Source organism: Streptomyces sp. NPDC056169 (assembly GCF_042268445.1).
GTDB lineage: Bacteria > Actinomycetota > Actinomycetes > Streptomycetales > Streptomycetaceae > Streptomyces.
On sequence record NZ_JBHJUO010000001.1, the window covers coordinates 399420 to 418630 of the forward strand.

The window sequence follows — 19211 nt, forward strand, 5'->3', positions numbered from 1 at the left end:
GCCCCCTTCACCCGTACGAGTGACTGATCAGCCGCGGTCCGGAACGCAGCGGCCGTCCTCGGTGCGGTACTTCCACTGCGCGCCGTCCCGGACGAGCTCCTTCACGGCGCCGACGAACCGCTCGACGTGCTCGTCCGGCGTACCGGCGCCGAAGCTCACCCGGATGGCGTTGAGCGAGCGCTCGCCGGGCGCGGCCTCGGGGGCGCCGCACTCGCCCGGGTCCTGCGGGTCGCTGCCGAGCAGCGTGCGGACCAGCGGGTGGGCGCAGAACAGGCCGTCGCGGACGCCGATGCCGTACTCGGCGGAGAGCGCGGCGGCGAAGTGGGAGCTGTTCCAGCCCTCCACGACGAAGGAGATGACGCCGACACGGGGGGCGTCGTCGCCGAAGAGCGAGAGCACCTTGACCTCGGGCACCTCGGCGAGGCCCGCGCGGACCGTGTCGATCAGGTGCTGCTCGCGGGCGACGAGCTGGTCGAAGCCGGCCTCGGTGAGCGCCTTGCAGGCGGAGGCGATGGAGTAGACGCCGATGACGTTCGGGGAGCCGGCCTCGTGGCGGGCCGCGGTGGTGTGCCACTCCACGTCCACGCCGCCGTCGGCGCGGCGCGCCACCTTGCGGGAGGCGCCGCCGCCGGCGAGGTAAGGCTCGGAGTCCTGGAGCCAGTCGGAGCGGCCCGCGAGGACGCCCGAGCCGAAGGGCGCGTACAGCTTGTGCCCGGAGAAGGCGATCCAGTCCACGTCCAACTCCTGTACGGAGACGGGGTGGTGGGGCGCGAGCTGGGCGGCGTCGAGCACGATCCGGGCGCCGTGGGCGTGCGCGGCGGCGGCGAGCTCCTTCACCGGCCACAGCTCACCGGTGACGTTCGAGGCGCCGGTGACGCAGACCAGGGCGGGACCGTAGGGGTCGCGGTCGGCGAGCGCGCGCTCCAGGGTGGCGACGGCCTGCTCCGGGGTGCGCGGCGCGTTGAGGTAGGTGACGCGGGCGTCGCGCCAGGGCAGCAGCGAGGCGTGGTGCTCGGTCTCGAAGACGAAGACCTCGCAGCCGGCCGGGAGGGTGGCGGCGAGCAGGTTGAGCGAGTCGGTGGTGGAGCGGGTGAAGACGACCTGGTCGCCGGGGCGGCAGTCGAGGAACTCGGCGACGGTGACGCGGCTGTTCTCGAAGAGGTCGGTGGAGAGCTGGGAGAGGTAGCCGGCGCCGCGGTGGACGCTGCCGTAGTAGGGGGCGTACGCGGCGACGTCGTCCCACACCCGCTGGAGCGCCGGGGCGCTGGCGGCGTAGTCGAGCGCCGCGTAGGTCACTTCGCCGCCGGTGACGAGCGGGACGGTGACGTCCCGGCCGAGGACCGGCAGCGGGGCGGCGCAGCAGGGGTCGGCGGACTCGGCGGCGGAAACGGCGGTGGCGGCGGCGGTGTTCGGGCGTGCGGACATGGCGATATCTCCCGGCGGGCGGTGCTGAATGGCTTCAGTGGAATCCGTACGCGGCCGGACGCGGCGGGGTACGGGTGATGCCTCGGAGAACGACGGGTGCGTGGGTACGCGGAAGTGACCCTGTTCCGAGGGTGAAGTTGGGGCGGATTCGCCCTATCGCATTCGCTTGCTCACGGAAAAAGCTCCTCGAGAGACCAGGACCCCTGGTGTTCGAGGGGTCCGCGCTTGCCGTAGACCTCGCTGCCTACGGCCTGGTCTTCACCCGGGGCACCCCGCCACGGACGGAGGGTTGCCGGACAGCAAGCCGGGGCTTCACAGCTGTCACTCATGACCTGGCATGCATCCTGCCACATGATCGCGGAAGCGCAAGACCCCGGTCCGCATGCTGGACCGGGGTCTTGGCCGGGAACTAGGCGTTGCTGGCGGCGATCCAGCGCTCCAGGGCCTGGCGGGCCGCGCCGGAGTCGATCGCCTCGGCGCCCTTCGCGATGCCGGCCCGCAGCCGGTCCGCGAGAGTGCCCTCGCCCGGCTCCAGGGCGGTGAGCGCCGCCGCGGTGTTGAGGAGCACCGCGTCCCGTACGGGCCCGGTCTCCCCCGCGAGCAGGCGGCGGGCGACGTCGGCGTTGAACGAGGCGTCCGCGCCGCGCAGCGCCTCCAGGGGGACGAGGTCGATGCCCACGTCCCGCGGGTCGAAGCGCTCCTCGGTCACGGCGCCGTCGCGGACCACCCAGACCCTGGAGGTGGAGGTGGTCGTCAGCTCGTCCAGGCCGTCGTCGCCGCGGAAGACCAGGGCGGAGTTGCCGCGCTCGGCGAAGACCCCGGCCACGATCGGCGCCATGCGCGCGTCGGCGACGCCGACGGCCTGGGCCCGTACCTTGGCCGGATTGGTCAGCGGGCCGAGGACGTTGAAGGTGGTCCGGATGCCCAGCTGGCCGCGCGCGGCGGCGACGTGCCGCAGCGCCGGGTGGAACTTCACCGCGAAGCAGATGGTGATGCCGGCTTCCTCGGCGACCTCGGCGACCCGCTGCGGGGTCAGGTTCAGGTTGATGCCGAGCTTCTCCAGGACGTCGGAGGAGCCGGAGGCGGAGGACGCGGCGCGGTTGCCGTGCTTGACCACCTTCACGCCCGTTCCGGCGGCGACGATCGACGCCATCGTGGAGATGTTGACCGTCTTGGCGCCGTCGCCGCCGGTGCCGACGATGTCGACGGCGGGGCCCGGCACCTCGATCACGTTGGCGTGCTCGTACATGCTCCGCACGAGGCCGGTGATCTCCGCGACCGTCTCGCCCTTGGCCCGCAGCGCCACCATGAATCCGGCGATCTGGGCGTCGGTCGCCTCGCCGCGCATGATCAGGTCCATCGCCCAGGCGGTGTCGTCGGCGGCGAGGTCGCGGCCGTCGAGCAGGCCGTTCAGGAGGACGGGCCAGGAGCGGCCCGCCGACGTAGGTCCTCCAGCGGGGGTCGCAGCGCTCATGGCAGCTCCTGGCAGTCACGTAGGGAAGTACAAGGCCACCCTATCGAGCCCCGGGGACGGCGAAGAGCCCCGTCCATCGAATGGACGGGGCTCTCACCGTGGCGACCTACATCAGTGGGAGGTCAGGGGATCAGTGGTGGCCGTGGCCGCTCTGGATCTCCTTGTACTCCTCCGAGGTGGGCTTGGCGACCTGGCTGTCGCCGCCGTAGTAGCCCTTGTTGAGCTTGACCCGGAGCTTCTCGATGGCGCCGATCTTGCGCTCGACGCCGTTCTCGTCGACCGCCGCCGGGAGCTCCGCGGCCTCGTACTGCTCGTGCGCCGTGAGGCGGTGCAGCTCGCCCTGGCTGAGCGGCTCGTGGACCTCGACGAACTCACCGTGCGGCAGGCGCTTGATGATGCCCGACTCGCGGCCGTGCAGCACCTTGTCCTTGTCCCGGCGCTGGAGGCCGAGGCAGATCCGCTTGGTGGCGATGAACGCGATGACCGGGCCGACGAAGAAGAAGATCCGCACGAACCAGGTGATCGAGTTGATCGACAGGTGGAAGTGGGTCGCCCAGAGGTCGTTTCCACCACCCACGAGCATGACCATGTACGCGGTGATCCAGGCGACACCGAAGGCGGTGCGCGTCGGAGCGTTGCGCGGGCGCTGCGAGATGTGGTGCTCGCGCTTGTCGCCGGTGATCCAGGACTCGATGAACGGGTAGACCGCGATCGCCGCGAGCACCGCCGGGAAGATCGCCAGCGGGATCATCACGCCCAGGACGAGCGTGTGGCCCCAGAGGTTGATCTCCCAGCCCGGCATGACACGGATCAGACCCTCGGCGAAGCCCATGTACCAGTCGGGCTGGGCGCCGGTGGACACCTGGTCCGGGCGGTACGGGCCGATGGCCCAGATCGGGTTGATCGAGGCGATCGCCGCGATGATCGCGATGACGCCGAAGACCAGGAAGAAGAAGCCTCCGGCCTTCGCCATGTACACGGGCAGCAGCGGCATGCCGACGACGTTCTTGTTCGTGCGGCCGGGGCCCTCGTAGTGCGTGTGCTTGTGGACGACCACCAGGATGAGGTGGGCGACCACCAGGCCCAGCATGATGCCGGGCAGCAGCAGCACGTGCGCCGAGTAGAACCGGGCCACGAAGTCGCCGCCGGGGAACTCCCCGCCGAACAGGAACATCGAGAGGTACGTGCCGACGACCGGCACGGACAGGATCGCGCCCTGCATGAAGCGGACACCGGTGCCGGAGAGCAGGTCGTCCGGGAGCGAGTAGCCGGTGAAACCGGTGAACATGCCCAGGAAGAACAGCAGGAAGCCGAACAGCCAGTTGATCTCACGCGGCTTGCGGAACGCGCCGGTGAAGAACACGCGCATCATGTGCACGAACATGCCGGCGAGGAAGATCAGCGCCGCCCAGTGGTGGATCTGCCGGATCAGCAGACCACCGCGCACCTCGAACGAGATGTGCATGGTCGAGTTGAACGCCTCGGACATCAGCTGTCCCTGGAGCGGGACGTACGGTCCGACGTACTCCACCTCGTTCATCGACGGGTGGAAGAACATCGTCAGATAGACGCCCGTCAGGATGATGATGAGGAAGCTGTAGAGGCAGATCTCGCCCAGCATGAAGGACCAGTGGTCCGGGAAGATCTTCCGCATGTTGGCCTTGGCCAGCGTGTAGATCCCCAGGCGACCGTCGGCCCAGTCGGCGACCCGCTCACCGGCGGGGGCCTTCTTGTTCGTATCGGTCACGGTGCTCATCCGCGCTCCCAGAAGGCAGGACCGACGGGCTCGTCGAAGTCGCCGAGCGCCTCCAGGAAGCCCTTGTCGTTCACACCGATCCGCAGCTGCGGGAGGGCGTGACCGGCCGGGCCGAAGATGACGCGGGCGCCGTCGGAGAGGTCGAAGGTGGACTGGTGGCACGGGCAGAGCACGTGATGCGTCTGCTGCTCGTACAGGGAGATCGGGCAACCCACGTGGGTGCAGATCTTCGAGAAGGCGACGACGCCCTCGTGCGACCACTCGAGCTCGCGCTTGTCCTTGATGTCGTCCGGCTGGATCCGGACGATCATCAGGGCGGCCTTGGCGATCTCGGTCTGGAAGTCGTGGTCGTGCTCCGACATGCCCTCGGGCATCGCGAAGGTCAGCGAACCGACCGCGACGTCCTCGGGACGCAGCGGCTCGTGCGTGTTCATGTTGATCAGCTGCTTGCCGCGGGCCCACTTGGTGACCCGGAGCTTCTTCTCGGGCAGCGGACCCATGTCACGCAGAAGCATGACGCCGGAGAGCGGGACGAGCGCCAGCGCACCGAACAGCGTGTTGCGGATCAGCTTGCGGCGGCCGAAGCCGGACTCGGCGGCACCGGCCGCGAAGTCCGCCATGACCTGCGCCTTGACCTCGGGCGACGCCGCCATCGGGTGACGCTCGTCGGCGACCTCGACGTCGGACATCAGGGTGCGGGCCCAGTGGACCGCACCCGCGCCGATGAAGAAGAGAGCCAGGCCGAGGGTCCAGCCCAGGGCGAAGTTGAGCGAGGACACCCGGCCGAAGGGCCAGATGTACACGATCTGATCGACCGGGAAGATCACGTACGAGGCGATGAAGGCGATCGTCGCCAGCATCGACAGCACGAACATGAAGGCGACCGCACGCTCGGACCGGCGAGCGGCCCGCTCGTCGATGTCCTGGATGCGCGGCTTGTGGGGCGGAAGGCCCGGGTCGGCGAACGGGTCGTCGGCGACCTTCACCGCGCCGTGCGCGGTGTCCTGCCCCGCGGGCAGGTTCTCTTCTGGAATCTCTTGGGTACTCATGACTTCTTGGCCTTAGCGGTGTGGGCCGCGACCCAGACGGCAACTGCGATGAGCGCACCCAGACCGAAGACCCAGGCGAACAGACCCTCGGAGACGGGGCCGAGGCCACCGAGCTTGAAGCCGCCCGGGTTGTCGGCCTTGTCGCTGTTGACGGCCTGGACGTACGCGATGATGTCCTTCTTCTCCTTCTCCGGCATGGTCGTGTCCGGGAAGGAAGGCATGCTCTGCGGGCCGGTCTGCATGGCCTCGTAGAGGTGCTTCGGGCTCACGCCTTCGAGGTTCGGGGCGTACTTGCCGTTGCTCAGCGCGCCGCCCTCACCGGTGAAGTTGTGGCACTGGGCACAGTTGGAGCGGAACAGCTCGCCACCCTTGGCGACGTCCGCACCTGCAGGGCTGTACTGCGCCTCGGTCGGCGTGATCGGACCGGCACCGAGAGAGGCGACGTACGCCGCGAGCTGATCGATCTCAGCCTGCGAGTAGATGACCTTCTTCTTCGGGACCTGGGCGCCCGGCTGCTGGGCCGGCATACGGCCCGTGCCGACCTGGAAGTCGACCGCGGCCGAGCCGACGCCGACGAGGGACGGGCCGTCAGAGGTGCCCTGACCGCCGGTTCCGTGGCAGCTGGCGCAGCCGACGGAGTAGAGCTTCTTGCCCTCCTCGATCGCGAGGGACTGGGCGGTTTCATCGGCCTTCGCCGTGCCCGCGGGCGCGAACGCGGCGTACAGCCCCCCAGTGGCCGCCAGCGCGAGTAGGAGGACGACGACCGCCGCCAGCGGATGGCGTCGTCGTGCGGAGAGCTTTTTCACGGATTACCCCGGTGTCAGGATCTTCTGCGTCGATGCTTGCTGGATGTCTCGGTCCGCCGTGTCGGCGGGACCGATTACTTGATCATGTAGATCGTGGCGAAGAGGCCGATCCAGACGACATCGACGAAGTGCCAGTAGTAGGACACGACGATGGCGGCGGTTGCCTGCTCGTGGGTGAACCTCTTGGCGGCGTACGTCCGGCCGAGGACCAGCAGGAAGGCGATGAGACCGCCCGTCACGTGCAGGCCGTGGAAGCCGGTGGTCAGGTAGAACACGGAGCCGTACGGGTTCGACGAGAGCGAGAGGCCCTCGTGCTTGACCAGCTCGGTGTACTCGAAGACCTGGCCGCCGATGAAGATCGAACCCATCACGAACGTGATGATGAACCACGTCCGGAGCTTCTTCACGTCGCCCCGCTCGGCGGCGAAGACGCCGAGCTGACAGGTGAGGGAGGAGAGCACCAGGATCGTGGTGTTGGTCGCCGAGAACGGGAAGTTCAAGGCCGAGGCCTGTTCCGCCCAGAATTCGGGACCGGTCACCGATCGCAGGGTGAAGTACATCGCGAAGAGGGCCGCGAAGAACATCAGCTCGGAGCTCAACCAGATGATGGTTCCGACGCTGGTGAGGTTCGGTCGATTGACCGACGGGTGCGCGTGCCCTGTTTCTACTGTCGTTACTGTCGCCACGACCGACATTATGTCGGTCGCTTATCCCGCCCTCACTCCGGGGGGTGCCGTTCGGAGTGTCAGGGGGGTGTGTCCAGCCCGAACGGCCCATCGGAAGCCCCTTCGAACAGGTGCTGAACGGGTGTTGACGGGGTGTGGACCGGAGTAGCATCCCGCGCATCGATCGACGACCTTCCCACGGACTTCCCCACGGAGGAACGATGCAGTCGAGTGCCACGGTCCTGGTCTACAGCGACGACGCGAACACCCGCGCACAGGTGCGCCTCGCCGCCGGTCGCAGGCCCGCGGCCGACGTCCCGCCGGTCGAGTTCGTGGAGTGCGCGACGCTGCCGGCGGTGCTGAAGCGCCTGGACGAGGGCGGTATCGACGTCTGCGTCCTGGACGGCGAGGCGGTGCCCGCGGGCGGCATGGGCGTCTGCCGGCAGATCAAGGACGAGATCTTCCGCTGCCCGCCGGTGCTGCTGCTCATCGGACGCCCGCAGGACGCCTGGCTGGCCACCTGGAGCCGCGCGGACGCCGCGATCACCCTTCCGGTGGAACCGGTGGAGTTCGCGGCGTCCCTGGCCGCCCTGCTGCGCTCCCGCCTGTCCCTGGACGCGTAGCACCCTGGCGAGTGAGCCGAAGGGGCGCGCCGGGGGAACAGCCCCGAGCGCGCGGAGCCTCCTGAGGAACGAAGGAGGCGAGCACGGTCGGGGTTGTGAGCCCGGCTGAAGCGCCCCGGAGGCGAACCGAGCCTCAAAAGGAGAGCGGTCGCAGACGGGCTTTGGCGTCCTCGGTGGCTGTGGGGTCTCCGGACTCCTCCACCAGGGCGCTGCCCTTGCGCCACTTGTCCCACGGCATGTTCCAGTCGCCGAAGCCGTTGCCGAAGGTGTCCATCGTGTCGCCGTAGCTGTTGACGGTCTTGACGATGTCGCCGGGGCGGACGGTCTCGTAGAACCAGGCCGCGTTCCCCGTCGACATGCCGACACAGCCGTGGCTGACGTTCGCCACGCCCTGCGAGCCGACGGACCACGGCGCGGCGTGGACGTATTCGCCGCTCCATGTCACCCGGGTGGCGTAGTAGACCGGCAGGTCGTAGGACTCGGAGCTGCCTTCCGAGATGCCGATGCTGGTGCCCCGCATCCGGACGTAGTACTCCTTGCCGAGCACGACCTTGATGCCGTTGCGGGTGGAGAAGCCAGGCTTGCCGGTGGTCACCGGAATGGTGTTGATCACTTCTCCGTTGCGCCGAACGGTCATGTAGTGCGATCCCGCGTCGGCGACGGCTTCTATCCGGTCGCCGATGGAGAGCTTCAGCGACTTGGACGCGCCGCCGTAGAGCTTGTCCCCCACCTTGAGGCCGTCCAGGTTGGCGGTGGCCGTCACGCGGGCGCCCGCGGGCCAGTACTCCTTCGGGCGGAAGTGGAGTTGCTTGTCGTCCACCCAGTACCAGCCGCCGTCGACGGCGGGGGTGGAGCGGACCTTGAGGGCCCGTTCGACGACCGCGCGGGCCGCCCGGTCCTTCACGGGGAGGCTGAGTTCGGCGGTGAGGGGCTGTCCGACGCCGTACGTGCCCGTCTCCGGCCCGAAGGTGACGGTCAGGGCCCGTTTGGCCGGAGCCGTCTCGAACGTGTACGTACGGGCGCCTGGGGCGCCGTCCTCGTCCTCGGTGGCCACCCGGACGGTGTAGCTCGTGCCGGCCGCCAGCGAGGCCGTGGAGCGCCAGCGCTGCCCGTCAGCGGTGAGTTCACCCGCCAGATGGCGTCCTGCGGCGTCGGTGGCGGTGACGTCGGTGATCCGGCCGTCCTCGCCCTTGGCGGAGATCTCCAGGGGCTTCTCCGGGTCCGCCTTGGCGCCGCCGGCCGCGGCACTGATGGCGAGCTCGTCCGCCGCGTCGTAGGGCCTCACCGACAGCGGGTGGCCGTCGGAGCCCGCGCACGCCGTGGCGGCTGCGGTGACGGTGACGGCCAGAAGAGTGCAGCTCAGAACAGTCCGAATGCGCGGCGTGTCGTTCATGACTTCACGCTAAGGACTATCCCTCGTGCGAGCGCGCCGAGTGCTGCAAAAGAGGGGCCCGGGCACTTCGGTGACGAAGTGTCCGGGCCCCTCGGGTGCTCCGGTACGGAGCGGGGTACCGCTACTGCTGCCGCGTACTACTGGTTCTGGTTCTCGCCGCGGTAGAACTCGAAGACCCAGCCGAAGAGGCCGACCAGGATCAGCGGGGCGGAGAAGTACAGGATCCACCAGCCCATCGCGACGGCGAGGAAGGCGAGCGCGCCACCGACGGCCAGCGAGAGCGGCTGCCAGCTGTGCGGGGCGAAGAAGCCCACCTCACCGGCCTCGTCCGCGACGTCGGCCTCCTTGTCGTCCTGCGCCATCGCGTCGACACGCCGGGCCGTGAAGGCCAGGTAGTAGCCGATCATGATGGCCAGGCCGAACGCGAGGAACAGCGCCGTCGTACCGACCGGCTCCTTCGACCACACGCCGTAGAGGATGGCCATGGCGAGGATGAAGACGCTCAGCCAGATGAACATCTTGCCTTGGATCTTCACTTGCCGGCCTCCTTCGCGCCCGTGAGGGCCTCGGCCTCGTGCCCCTTGTTCTCCAGCTGGTCGACAGCCGCGATCTCAGGGTGGTGCAGGTCGAACGCCGGGGATTCGGAACGGATCCGCGGCAGGGTGAGGAAGTTGTGCCGCGGCGGCGGGCAGGACGTCGCCCACTCGAGCGAGCGGCCGTAGCCCCACGGGTCGTCGACCTCGATCTTCTTGCCGTACTTGGCGGTCTTCCAGACGTTGTAGAGGAACGGCAGGATCGACAGACCGAGCAGGAAGGAGGAGATCGTCGAGATCGTGTTCAGCGCGGTGAAGCCGTCGGCGTCGAGGTAGTCCGCGTAACGACGCGGCATGCCCTCGGCACCGAGCCAGTGCTGGACCAGGAAGGTGCCGTGGAAGCCGATGAACAGCGTCCAGAACGTCATCTTGCCGAGCCGCTCGTCCAGCATCTTGCCCGTGAACTTCGGCCACCAGAAGTGGAACCCGGCGAACATCGCGAAGACCACGGTGCCGAAGACGACGTAGTGGAAGTGCGCGACGACGAAGTACGAGTCGGAGACGTGGAAGTCCATCGGCGGCGAGGCCAGGATGACGCCCGTCAGACCACCGAAGGTGAAGGTGATCAGGAAGCCGATCGTCCAGAGCATCGGTGTCTCGAAGGACAACGAGCCCTTCCACATCGTTCCGATCCAGTTGAAGAACTTCACGCCGGTCGGTACGGCGATGAGGAACGTCATGAAGGAGAAGAACGGCAGCAGCACACCGCCTGTGACGTACATGTGGTGCGCCCACACGGTCACGGACAGGCCGGCGATCGCGATGGTCGCGGCCACCAGACCGATGTAGCCGAACATCGGCTTGCGGCTGAAGACCGGGATGATCTCGGAGACGATGCCGAAGAACGGCAAGGCGATGATGTACACCTCTGGGTGTCCGAAGAACCAGAAGAGGTGTTGCCACAGCAAGGCGCCGCCGTTGGCCGCGTCGAAGACATGGGCACCGAACTTGCGGTCCGCCTCCAGGGCGAACAGCGCGGCAGCCAGGACCGGGAACGCAAGCAGGACCAGGACACCGGTCAGCAGCACGTTCCAGACGAAGATCGGCATGCGGAACATCGTCATGCCCGGAGCGCGCATGCAGATGATCGTGGTGATGAAGTTGACCGAACCGAGGATCGTGCCGAAGCCGGAGAAGGCCAGACCCATGATCCAGAGGTCGGCGCCGACACCCGGCGAGCGGACGGCGTCCGACAGCGGGGAGTAGGCGAACCAGCCGAAGTCGGCCGCACCCTGCGGGGTGAGGAAGCCACCCACCGCCATGAGCGAGCCGAAGAGGTACAGCCAGTACGCGAACATGTTCAGCCGCGGGAACGCCACGTCGGGCGCGCCGATCTGCAGCGGCATGATCCAGTTCGCGAAGCCGGCGAACAGCGGCGTCGCGAACATCAGCAGCATGATCGTGCCGTGCATCGTGAACGCCTGGTTGAACTGCTCGTTCGACATGATCTGCGTACCCGGACGGGCCAGCTCGGCGCGCATGAAGAGCGCCATGAGTCCGCCGATGCAGAAGAAGACGAACGACGTGACCAGGTACATCGTCCCGATCGTCTTGTGGTCGGTGGTGGTCAGCCACTTGATCACGACGTTGCCGGGCTGCTTGCGCCGTACGGGCAGCTCGTTCTCGTACGAGTCCTCAGCTGCGGCGGCACCCTGGGTTTCGTTGTGGATGCTCACAGTTGGTTCTTCTCCGCATTCCTGGCCGGGTCCGTCTGCTCGATGCCAGACGGGATGTAGCCGGTCTGCCCCTTCTCGGCCAGCTCCTTCAGGTGCTGCTGGTAGCGCTCCGGGGAGACCACCTTGACGTTGAAGAGCATCCGGGAGTGGTCGACACCGCACAGCTCGGCGCACTTGCCGAGGAAGGTGCCTTCCTGGTTCGGGGTGACCTCGAAGGCGTTGGTGTGACCCGGGATGACGTCCTGCTTCATGAGGAAGGGGACGACCCAGAAGGAGTGGATGACGTCACGGGAGGTCAGGACGAACCGGACCTTCTCGCCCTTGGGCAGCCACAGGGTCGGGCCCGGGTTGCCGGTCTGCGGGTTCCGGTCGCCGGGGATACCGGCGTCGTAGACACCGCCGGCGTTCGCCGGGAAGTCGTCCTGGAACTTGTCCGGGATGGCGTCGAGGTTCGGGGCCGTCTGCGCGTCACCCGTCACACCCGGCACGTTCTCGATGTAGTTGAAGCCCCAGCTCCACTGGTAGCCGACCACGTTGATGGTGTGGGCCGGCTTGTCGGCGAGCGAAAGGAGCTTCGTCTCGTCGCGCGCGGTGAAGTAGAAGAGGACCGACACGATGATGAGTGGTGTCACCGTGTACAGCGCCTCGATGGGCATGTTGTACCGCGTCTGCGGGGGTACCTCGACCTTGGTGCGGCTGCGCCGGTGGAAGATGACGGACCACAGGATCAGCCCCCAGACCAGGACGCCCGTGATGAGCGCAGCCGCCCACGAGCCCTGCCAGAGGGAGAGGATCGTGGGTGCCTCTTCCGTGACCGGAGTGGGCATACCAAGGCGGGGGAAGTCTTCCCAGTTGTACGAGCAGCCCGTGGCTGTCGCCAGGATCAGGCCCGCAGTCAGCACCTGCGGCAGCTTCCGCCGCATCGGGCGCCGCGACGAGCGGTCGGAGCCGTTGGGACTCACGTAGCGCCTTCCCGAGAGTCTCGGCCCGCGTTGGTCGGCCACGGCCGTCCGTCTCGCTGGTCGGTCGCCGCCCCGGCCGCGGGCAGGGGTTTGGATGTTTATGCGGACCAAACCCTACTGGACGCTATTTGGGGTCGCGCGGGGAGGGTGCCCAACGCGCCGTCCGAGTCCCCGAAGGGGTGGACTCCGGGGTTCCGGAGGGGGGTCCCACACGCCCGTTCGGCGGTCTGACGGCGTACCGGGGCGGCCTTCTGACGAGGACTCACGGGCAGCGGACGGACATGCGGACGGATGTGCGGGCCGGGCGTGTCGGCGGGGTGGGCGGGGGTGTCGGCCGGAGGGCGGGGGCAGGCCCTACCGTGGGCGGATGCCGTACTTCGACGCCGCGTCCGCCGCTCCCCTGCACCCCGTCGCCCGCCAGGCGCTGCTCGCCTCCCTGGACGAGGGCTGGGCCGATCCGGCCCGGCTGTACCGGGAGGGGAGGCGGGCCCGGCTGCTGCTGGACGCGGCGCGGGAGGCCGCGGCGGAGGCGGTGGGGTGCCGCCCGGACGAGCTCGTGTTCACTCCTTCGGGGACGCGCGCGGTTCACGCGGGAATCTCCGGGGCCCTCGCGGGCCGTCGGCGTGTCGGGAACGGTCTCGTCGTCTCCGCGGTCGAGCACTCCTCCGTCCTCCACGCGGCCGAGCTGCACGGGGCGGCGGGCGGCTCGGTCACCGAGGTGCCGGTGGGCCGGTCCGGCGCGGTGGACGCGGCCGTCTTCGCGGCGGCGCTCGGCGCGGGGACGGCCCTGGCGTGTCTCCAGTCGGCCAATCACGAGGTGGGGACGGCGCAGCCGGTCGCGGAGGTCGCCGAGGCCTGCCGGGCCGCGGGCGTGCCGCTGCTCGTGGACGCGGCCCAGTCGCTGGGCTGGGGGCCGGTGGAGGGCGGCTGGTCGCTGCTCGCGGCGAGCGCGCACAAGTGGGGCGGCCCGGCGGGCGTGGGGCTCCTCGCCGTACGGAAGGGGGTGCGGTTCGCGCCTCAAGGCCCGTCGGACGAACGGGAGTCGGGGCGGGCGCCCGGTTTCGAGAACCTGCCGGCGATCGTGGCGGCGGCGGCCTCGCTGCGGGCGGTCCGGGCGGAGGCGGCGGCCGAGGCGGCGCGGCTGCGGGGGCTGGTGGACCGGATCCGGGCGCGGGTGCCGGAGCTGGTGCCGGACGTGGAGGTGGTGGGCGATCCGGTGGACCGGCTCCCCCATCTGGTCACGTTCTCCTGTCTCTATGTCGACGGAGAGACCTTGCTGCACGAGCTGGACCGGGAGGGTTTCTCCGTTTCGTCCGGTTCGTCGTGCACGAGTTCGACGCTGACGCCCAGCCATGTGCTGCGGGCGATGGGGGTGCTGAGCGAGGGCAACGTCCGGGTGTCGCTGCCGGCCGGCACCGCGGCGGAGGACGTGGACCGCTTCCTCGACGTGCTGCCGGGGGTGGTCGCGGGGGTACGGGAGCGGCTCGGCGCCCCGGCGGCCGCGGCCGCGGTCCCGGCGGCCGGCTCCGGCTCGCTCGTGGTGGACGCGCTCGGCCGGCGCTGCCCGATCCCGGTGATCGAGCTGGCGAAGGTGATCGGCGACGTGCCGGTCGGCGGGACGGTGACCGTCCTCGCCGACGACGCGGCGGCCCGCCTCGACATCCCGGCCTGGTGCGAGATGCGCGGCCAGGAGTACGTGGGCGAGGAGCCGTCCGAGCGGGGCGGCGTCGCGTACGTGGTGCGGCGGGTGGCCTGAGAGCCACCCGTCGCACCCGCCGCACCCGCTGCGAGGGGCGTCAGCCCAGGTAGGACCGGACCTCGGCGGCGGCCTCTTCGCCGTACGCCTTGGTGAAGCGGTCCATGAAGTTGGCGCGGCGCAGGGTGTACTCCTGCGTGCCCAGGGTCTCGATGACGAGCGTGGCGAGCATGCAGCCGATCTGGGCGGCGCGCTCCAGGTCGGCGCCCCAGTGCAGGCCGGTCAGGAAGCCGGCGCGGAAGGCGTCGCCGACGCCGGTCGGGTCGACCTTGGCCGTCTCCTCGGGGCAGCCGACCTCGATCGGGGTCTCGCCGACGCGCTCGATGCGGACGCCGCGCGAGCCGAGGGTGGTGATCCGGTGGCCGACGCGGGAGAGGATCTCCGCCTCGGTCCAGCCGGTCTTCGACTCGATGAGGCCCTTCTCGTACTCGTTGGAGAAGAGGTAGGTGGCCCCGTCGAGGAGGGTGCGGATCTCCTCGCCGTCCATGCGCGCGATCTGCTGCGAGAAGTCGGCGGCGAACGGGATCGACCGGGAGCGGCACTCCTCGGTGTGGCGGAGCATCGCCTCGGGGTCGTCGGCGCCGATCAGGACCAGGTCGAGGCCGCCCACGCGGTCGGCGACGGCCTTGAGCTCGATCAGCCGGGCCTCGCTCATGGCGCCCGTGTAGAAGGAGCCGATCTGGTTGTGGTCCTTGTCCGTGGTGCAGACGAAGCGGGCGGTGTGCAGGACCTCGGAGATCCGCACCGAGGACGTGTCGACGCCGTGGCGGTCGAGCCAGGCGCGGTACTCGTCGAAGTCGAAGCCGGCGGCGCCCACGAGGAGCGGGCGGCTGCCGAGCTGGCCCATGCCGAAGCAGATGTTGGCCGCGACGCCTCCCCGGCGCACGTCGAGGTTGTCGACGAGGAACGAGAGGGAAACCGTGTGGAGCTGGTCGGCCACGAGCTGGTCGGCGAACCTTCCGGGGAAGGTCATGAGGTGGTCGGTGGCGATGGAGCCGGTGACTGCGATACGCACGGCGGGGCGCTCCTGCGGGAAGGCGGTAATGACAGTTCACGCTACCGGGTGGGGAGCGCGCTGCCGAACAGGGGAAACTACCCCAGAGTAGGCCTTTTCCCCGGAGCCCCGGGATGCATACGGTGCGCCCATGAGCCTGCACCCCGCTCCCCGTGAGCGTCACGTGTCCGAGCTGAGCCTCGCCCAGCTGCGCGGAGACAGCGCGCGCATGGTCCCGCACTGGGTCACCCCGGCCGCTCCGGCCCCCGCCCCGGTCTCCCCCGCGCTGATCCACGGCGTCGTCGTCCCGGCCGCCTCGGCGCGGCTGATCGACGCCACCGCCGAGTACGGCGGCTGACGGACGGAACCGTCCGCCCGCCCGCTCCGTCCCACCGGTGTCTTCCCGCAGGGATGCCAGGGTCCGAAGGAGCGATGCCGTGAGCGGTACGGAGAACGGTCGGAGTCGGCGGAGGCTGCTCGCGGCCTCGGTGACGGCGGGCGTCCTGCTCGCCGGAGGCGGCGGGGTCTACCTCGCCGTCGCCGCGACGGCGCCCGGCGAGGCCACGCCGGCCGGGGCCGGCAGCCGGGCCGACAAGGCGGCCGCGCCCCCGCCGCTCCGCCTGGAGGGCGGAAGCGCGGGGACGGACGGCGGCGGTGGTACGGGTGACGGTCCCGGTATCGCCCCCGGCGAGCCCGACCCCGGAGGCGGCCCGAACGGGACCGTCTACACAGCCAAGGGCCCACTCCCCCAAGGGCCCTCCTCGGCCGCGGTCCACCGGCCCGAGGGCCTGGTCACCTCGGCGGAGGTGACCAGGCTGGCCGAAGCGCTCGGCATCGCCGGGAGCCCCGCCCTGGTGGGCGAGGTCTGGACGATCCGGCCCGAGAAGGACGGCTCCGGGGCGCGCCTCGACGTGGCGCGGAAGGCGCCGGGGAACTGGACGTACTCCTGGTACGACGGCGGCCCGGCCGGCGACAGCTGCCTCAAGGGCAAGGCGTGCCCGCCGCCGGGCGAGACGAAGCCCTCCGCGGGCGGTTCGCCGGTGAGCGAGGCGGCGGCGAAGGCGGCGGCCGCGCCCGTACTGAAGGCGATCGGCCAGGACGACGCCAAGGTGTCGGCGACGCAGGTGATGAACGGCTCGGTCCGGGTGGTCAACGCCGAACCCGTGGTGGGCGGGCTGCCGACCTACGGCTGGTCGACGGGGTTGCACATCGGGCCGGACGGCCGGCCGGTCGCCGGGAGCGGGATGCTCAAGGAGCCGGCGAAGGGCGACACGTACCCTGTGATCGGGGCGGAGAAGGCGCTCGCCCAGTTGAACGAGGCCTCGAAGGGCACCGGCCCGATCGGCATCGGCGGCTGCGCCACCGACCCGCCGGCCCGGGCACCGGAGACGGGGAAGCCGGACGCCGGGAAGCCGGACGCCGGGATGCCGGACTCGGGCAAGCCGGAGACGGGGAAGCCGGATGCCCTGAAGCCCGGCGCCGGGGTGCCGGAGTCGGAGAAGCCGACCGTCGGGAGGCCCGATCTGGGCGAGCCCGGCACCGGGTCGAGCTCTCCGGGTGCGCCCTGCCAGACGATCGTGGACATGGCGCCGCCGGACCAGGTGCCGGTGACGCGCGCGGTGTTCGGTCTGGCCGCGCAGGACGTGGCCGGCGAGCGGCTGCTCGTACCGGCGTGGCTGTTCACGGCGGACCCCGCGGACGCGGCGCCGTACACGGTGACGCGGACGGCGGTGGCCCCCGAGTTCCTGGTGCCGCCGGCGAAGCCCTCGCCGACGCCGGATCCCGACGAGGGCACGGCTCCGGCGCGGCAGGTCGAGTCCTTCCGGACCGAGGGGGACGGCCGGAAGCTGACCGTCACCTTCTGGGGCGGGGTGTGCAGCGACTACACGGTCACGGCGCGGGAGAGCGCGGACCGGGTCACGGTGCGGGTGAAGGAGACGCCCACCGACCCGGGCAAGGCGTGCATCGCCATCGCGGTCGAGGTGACGAAGACGGTGACGCTCGACCGGCCGCTGGGCGACCGGCCCGTCGTGGACGGGGCGAGCGGGGAGGCCGTGCCGCGCCGCTGATCCCCCGGGGCTGTCCGGCGGATCAGGCGCGACCCCGGCCATGATCCGCCGGACAGGCCCTAGGGGGTGTCGGCACATGCGCGAGTGCGGCGGCCCGGGTGTTCCCGGACCGCCGCCCTCGCGTTCGTGCTGGTGCTGCTTAGCTGAACGAGTCACCGCAGGCGCACGAGCCCGTGGCGTTCGGGTTGTCGATCGTGAAGCCCTGCTTCTCGATGGTGTCGACGAAGTCGATCGAGGCACCCCCGAGGTACGGGGCGCTCATGCGGTCGGTGACGACCTTGACGCCGTCGAAGTCCTTCACGACATCGCCGTCGAGCGAACGCTCGTCGAAGAACAGCTGGTAACGCAGGCCGGAGCAGCCACCGGGCTGAACGGCGACGCGCAGGGCCAGGTCCTCGCGGCCTTCCTGGTCGAGGAGGCCCTTGACCTTGGCCGCGGCGGCGTCGGACAGGAGGATGCCGTCGCTGACAGTGGTCTTCTCGTCCGATACGGACATCTGCTTCTCTCCCGGTGTGTACGGAGACTGCTTGCCGACGGTGGTAACCATCGGTGCCCCGGATTCATTCCGGGCCGCGTGGGGTCTTCCCTCTTTCATGCTCGCACACCCTGTCCAGGAGCGCGGACGGCGAATTCGTCACATCGACACTATGGACATCGTCAACGTGACGTGAAGCGGTTATGATAGATAACGTCATTTCGACGAAAAGGTTTCTCCGAAGAAAGGGTGCGTGACGTGACCACCGCCCAGCCCCTGGATGTTCAGCCGACGCCGCTCGCCCTCCTCCTGCTCGGCCGCGAGGCCGACCCGAAGAGCGAGCGCGGCGTGGAGTGTCCGGGCGATCTCCCGTCGCCCTCCGACCCGGACCTCGTGGAGCGCGCCCGCGCGGCCAAGGAGAAGCTCGGGGACAAGGTCTTCGTGCTCGGCCACCACTACCAGCGCGACGAGGTCATCCAGTTCGCCGACGTCACCGGCGACTCGTTCAAGCTCGCGCGCGACGCCGCCGCCAAGCCGGAGGCCGAGTACATCGTCTTCTGCGGCGTGCACTTCATGGCCGAGTCGGCCGACATCCTCACCACCGACGACCAGAAGGTCGTCCTGCCGGACCTGGCGGCCGGCTGCTCGATGGCCGACATGGCCACCGCCGAGCAGGTCGCCGAGTGCTGGGACGTGCTGACCGAGGCCGGCGTCGCCGAGCAGGTCGTGCCCGTCTCGTACATGAACTCCTCGGCCGACATCAAGGCCTTCACCGGCAAGCACGGGGGCACGATCTGCACCTCGTCGAACGCCAAGCGGGCCCTCGACTGGGCCTTCGAGCAGGGCGAAAAGGTCCTGTTCCTGCCGGACCAGCACCTGGGCCGCAACACCGCCGTCCGCGACATGGGCCTGTCCCTCGACGACTGCGTGCTCTACAACCCGCACAAGCCCAACGGCGGGCTCACCGTCGAGGAGCTGCGCGCCGCCAAGATGATCCTGTGGCGGGGTCACTGCTCGGTGCACGGCCGCTTCTCGCTGGACTCGGTCAACGACGTCCGTGAGCGCATCCCGGGCGTGAACGTCCTGGTCCACCCGGAGTGCAAGCACGAGGTCGTCGCCGCCGCGGACTACGTGGGCTCGACCGAGTACATCATCAACACCCTGGACGCGGCCCCGGCCGGCTCGAAGTGGGCGATCGGCACCGAGCTGAACCTGGTCCGGCGCGTGGCCAACGCGCACCCGGACAAGGAGATCGTCTTCCTCGACAAGACGGTCTGCTTCTGCTCGACGATGAACCGCATCGACCTGCCGCACCTGGTGTGGACCCTGGAGTCCCTGGCCGAGGGCAACCTCGTCAACCAGATCAAGGTCGACGAGGAGACGGAGAGCTTCGCCAAGCTCGCCCTGGAGCGGATGCTGGCGCTGCCGTAACGATTCCCCGGATACGGGAGAAGGGGCGCCCCGCGCGATCGCGGGGCGCCCCTTCGTCATGCCG

At 69.7% G+C, this 19211-nt stretch carries 17 protein-coding genes and 1 riboswitch; of the genes, 5 read left to right on the top strand and 12 right to left on the bottom strand.

The features are described 5' to 3' along the window. Positions 1–27: 27 nt before the first annotated feature. The 6 genes from ACFC0G_RS01840 to ACFC0G_RS01865 form a co-directional block, all read right to left on the bottom strand. Positions 28–1425, bottom strand: coding sequence for an aminotransferase class V-fold PLP-dependent enzyme (locus tag ACFC0G_RS01840; RefSeq protein ID WP_376395551.1), 1398 nt, complete (start codon positions 1423–1425; stop codon positions 28–30). A 216-nt stretch (positions 1426–1641) separates the two neighbouring features. Beyond that, positions 1642–1758, bottom strand: a riboswitch (SAM riboswitch). A gap of 76 nt (positions 1759–1834) precedes the next feature. Next, the gene (trpD, locus tag ACFC0G_RS01845; protein ID WP_376395554.1) at positions 1835–2899 is read right to left on the bottom strand and encodes an anthranilate phosphoribosyltransferase; all 1065 of its coding nucleotides are present in this window, start codon (positions 2897–2899) and stop codon (positions 1835–1837) included. A 130-nt stretch (positions 2900–3029) separates the two neighbouring features. After that, positions 3030–4655: a cytochrome bc complex cytochrome b subunit gene (locus ACFC0G_RS01850; RefSeq protein WP_376395557.1), complete on the bottom strand. Its 1626-nt coding sequence runs from the start codon at positions 4653–4655 to the stop codon at positions 3030–3032. Beyond that, a complete protein-coding gene (locus ACFC0G_RS01855) occupies positions 4652–5704 on the bottom strand; it encodes a Rieske 2Fe-2S domain-containing protein (RefSeq protein ID WP_376395560.1) in 1053 nt (350 codons plus the stop codon). The genes ACFC0G_RS01850 and ACFC0G_RS01855 overlap by 4 nt, the downstream gene beginning before the upstream one ends. Continuing rightward, on the bottom strand, positions 5701–6510 hold the full coding sequence (locus ACFC0G_RS01860) for a c-type cytochrome (protein ID WP_376395563.1): 810 nt from the start codon (positions 6508–6510) through the stop codon (positions 5701–5703). Before ACFC0G_RS01860 ends, ACFC0G_RS01855 begins: the two co-directional genes overlap by 4 nt. Positions 6511–6584: 74 nt before the next feature. Then, positions 6585–7205, bottom strand: a complete 621-nt coding sequence (locus ACFC0G_RS01865; protein ID WP_376395566.1) for a heme-copper oxidase subunit III — start codon at positions 7203–7205, stop codon at positions 6585–6587. Between the two features lie 191 nt (positions 7206–7396). Here ACFC0G_RS01865 and ACFC0G_RS01870 point away from each other — a divergent pair, with 191 nt between their 5' ends. Next, positions 7397–7798 carry a hypothetical protein gene (locus ACFC0G_RS01870; RefSeq protein WP_376395569.1) on the top strand — a complete coding sequence of 134 codons (402 nt, stop codon included), beginning with the start codon at positions 7397–7399 and terminating at the stop codon, positions 7796–7798. A 133-nt stretch (positions 7799–7931) separates the two neighbouring features. On the opposite strand, the gene ACFC0G_RS01875 is transcribed toward ACFC0G_RS01870, so the two are convergent. The 4 genes from ACFC0G_RS01875 to coxB all read right to left on the bottom strand — a co-directional run bounded on the left by ACFC0G_RS01875 (position 7932) and on the right by coxB (position 12422). Beyond that, positions 7932–9191 (bottom strand): Ig-like domain-containing protein, encoded by a 1260-nt coding sequence (locus tag ACFC0G_RS01875; RefSeq protein WP_376395572.1) that lies wholly within the window; start codon positions 9189–9191, stop codon positions 7932–7934. Positions 9192–9328: 137 nt separating this feature from the next. Continuing rightward, positions 9329–9727: a cytochrome c oxidase subunit 4 gene (locus tag ACFC0G_RS01880; RefSeq protein WP_361669642.1), complete on the bottom strand. Its 399-nt coding sequence runs from the start codon at positions 9725–9727 to the stop codon at positions 9329–9331. Next, entirely contained in the window at positions 9724–11460 is a 1737-nt protein-coding gene (ctaD, locus tag ACFC0G_RS01885) for a cytochrome c oxidase subunit I (protein ID WP_376395576.1), read from the bottom strand. Before ctaD ends, ACFC0G_RS01880 begins: the two co-directional genes overlap by 4 nt. After that, a complete protein-coding gene (gene coxB / locus ACFC0G_RS01890) occupies positions 11457–12422 on the bottom strand; it encodes a cytochrome c oxidase subunit II (protein WP_376395579.1) in 966 nt (321 codons plus the stop codon). Before coxB ends, ctaD begins: the two co-directional genes overlap by 4 nt. A gap of 367 nt (positions 12423–12789) precedes the next feature. Between coxB and ACFC0G_RS01895 the strand changes: the two genes are divergently transcribed. Next, positions 12790–14178, top strand: a complete 1389-nt coding sequence (locus ACFC0G_RS01895) for a cysteine desulfurase/sulfurtransferase TusA family protein (protein ID WP_376395582.1) — start codon at positions 12790–12792, stop codon at positions 14176–14178. A 40-nt stretch (positions 14179–14218) separates the two neighbouring features. On the opposite strand, the gene ACFC0G_RS01900 is transcribed toward ACFC0G_RS01895, so the two are convergent. Continuing rightward, positions 14219–15193 (bottom strand): carbohydrate kinase family protein, encoded by a 975-nt coding sequence (locus tag ACFC0G_RS01900; RefSeq protein ID WP_376395585.1) that lies wholly within the window; start codon positions 15191–15193, stop codon positions 14219–14221. A gap of 130 nt (positions 15194–15323) precedes the next feature. Here ACFC0G_RS01900 and ACFC0G_RS01905 point away from each other — a divergent pair, with 130 nt between their 5' ends. Together ACFC0G_RS01905 and ACFC0G_RS01910 are read left to right on the top strand one after the other, a co-directional pair. Continuing rightward, complete coding sequence (locus ACFC0G_RS01905) at positions 15324–15530, top strand: hypothetical protein (protein ID WP_376395588.1); 207 nt, start codon at positions 15324–15326, stop codon at positions 15528–15530. A gap of 79 nt (positions 15531–15609) precedes the next feature. Beyond that, positions 15610–17241, top strand: coding sequence for a hypothetical protein (locus tag ACFC0G_RS01910; RefSeq protein WP_376395591.1), 1632 nt, complete (start codon positions 15610–15612; stop codon positions 17239–17241). 139 nt (positions 17242–17380) lie between these two features. Here the strand turns inward: ACFC0G_RS01910 and ACFC0G_RS01915 are convergent, their stop codons facing one another. Next, entirely contained in the window at positions 17381–17737 is a 357-nt protein-coding gene (locus ACFC0G_RS01915; protein ID WP_365777088.1) for an iron-sulfur cluster assembly accessory protein, read from the bottom strand. Positions 17738–17965: 228 nt separating this feature from the next. Here ACFC0G_RS01915 and nadA point away from each other — a divergent pair, with 228 nt between their 5' ends. Beyond that, positions 17966–19147 carry a quinolinate synthase NadA gene (gene nadA, locus ACFC0G_RS01920; protein ID WP_376395595.1) on the top strand — a complete coding sequence of 394 codons (1182 nt, stop codon included), beginning with the start codon at positions 17966–17968 and terminating at the stop codon, positions 19145–19147. Positions 19148–19211 lie beyond the last annotated feature (64 nt).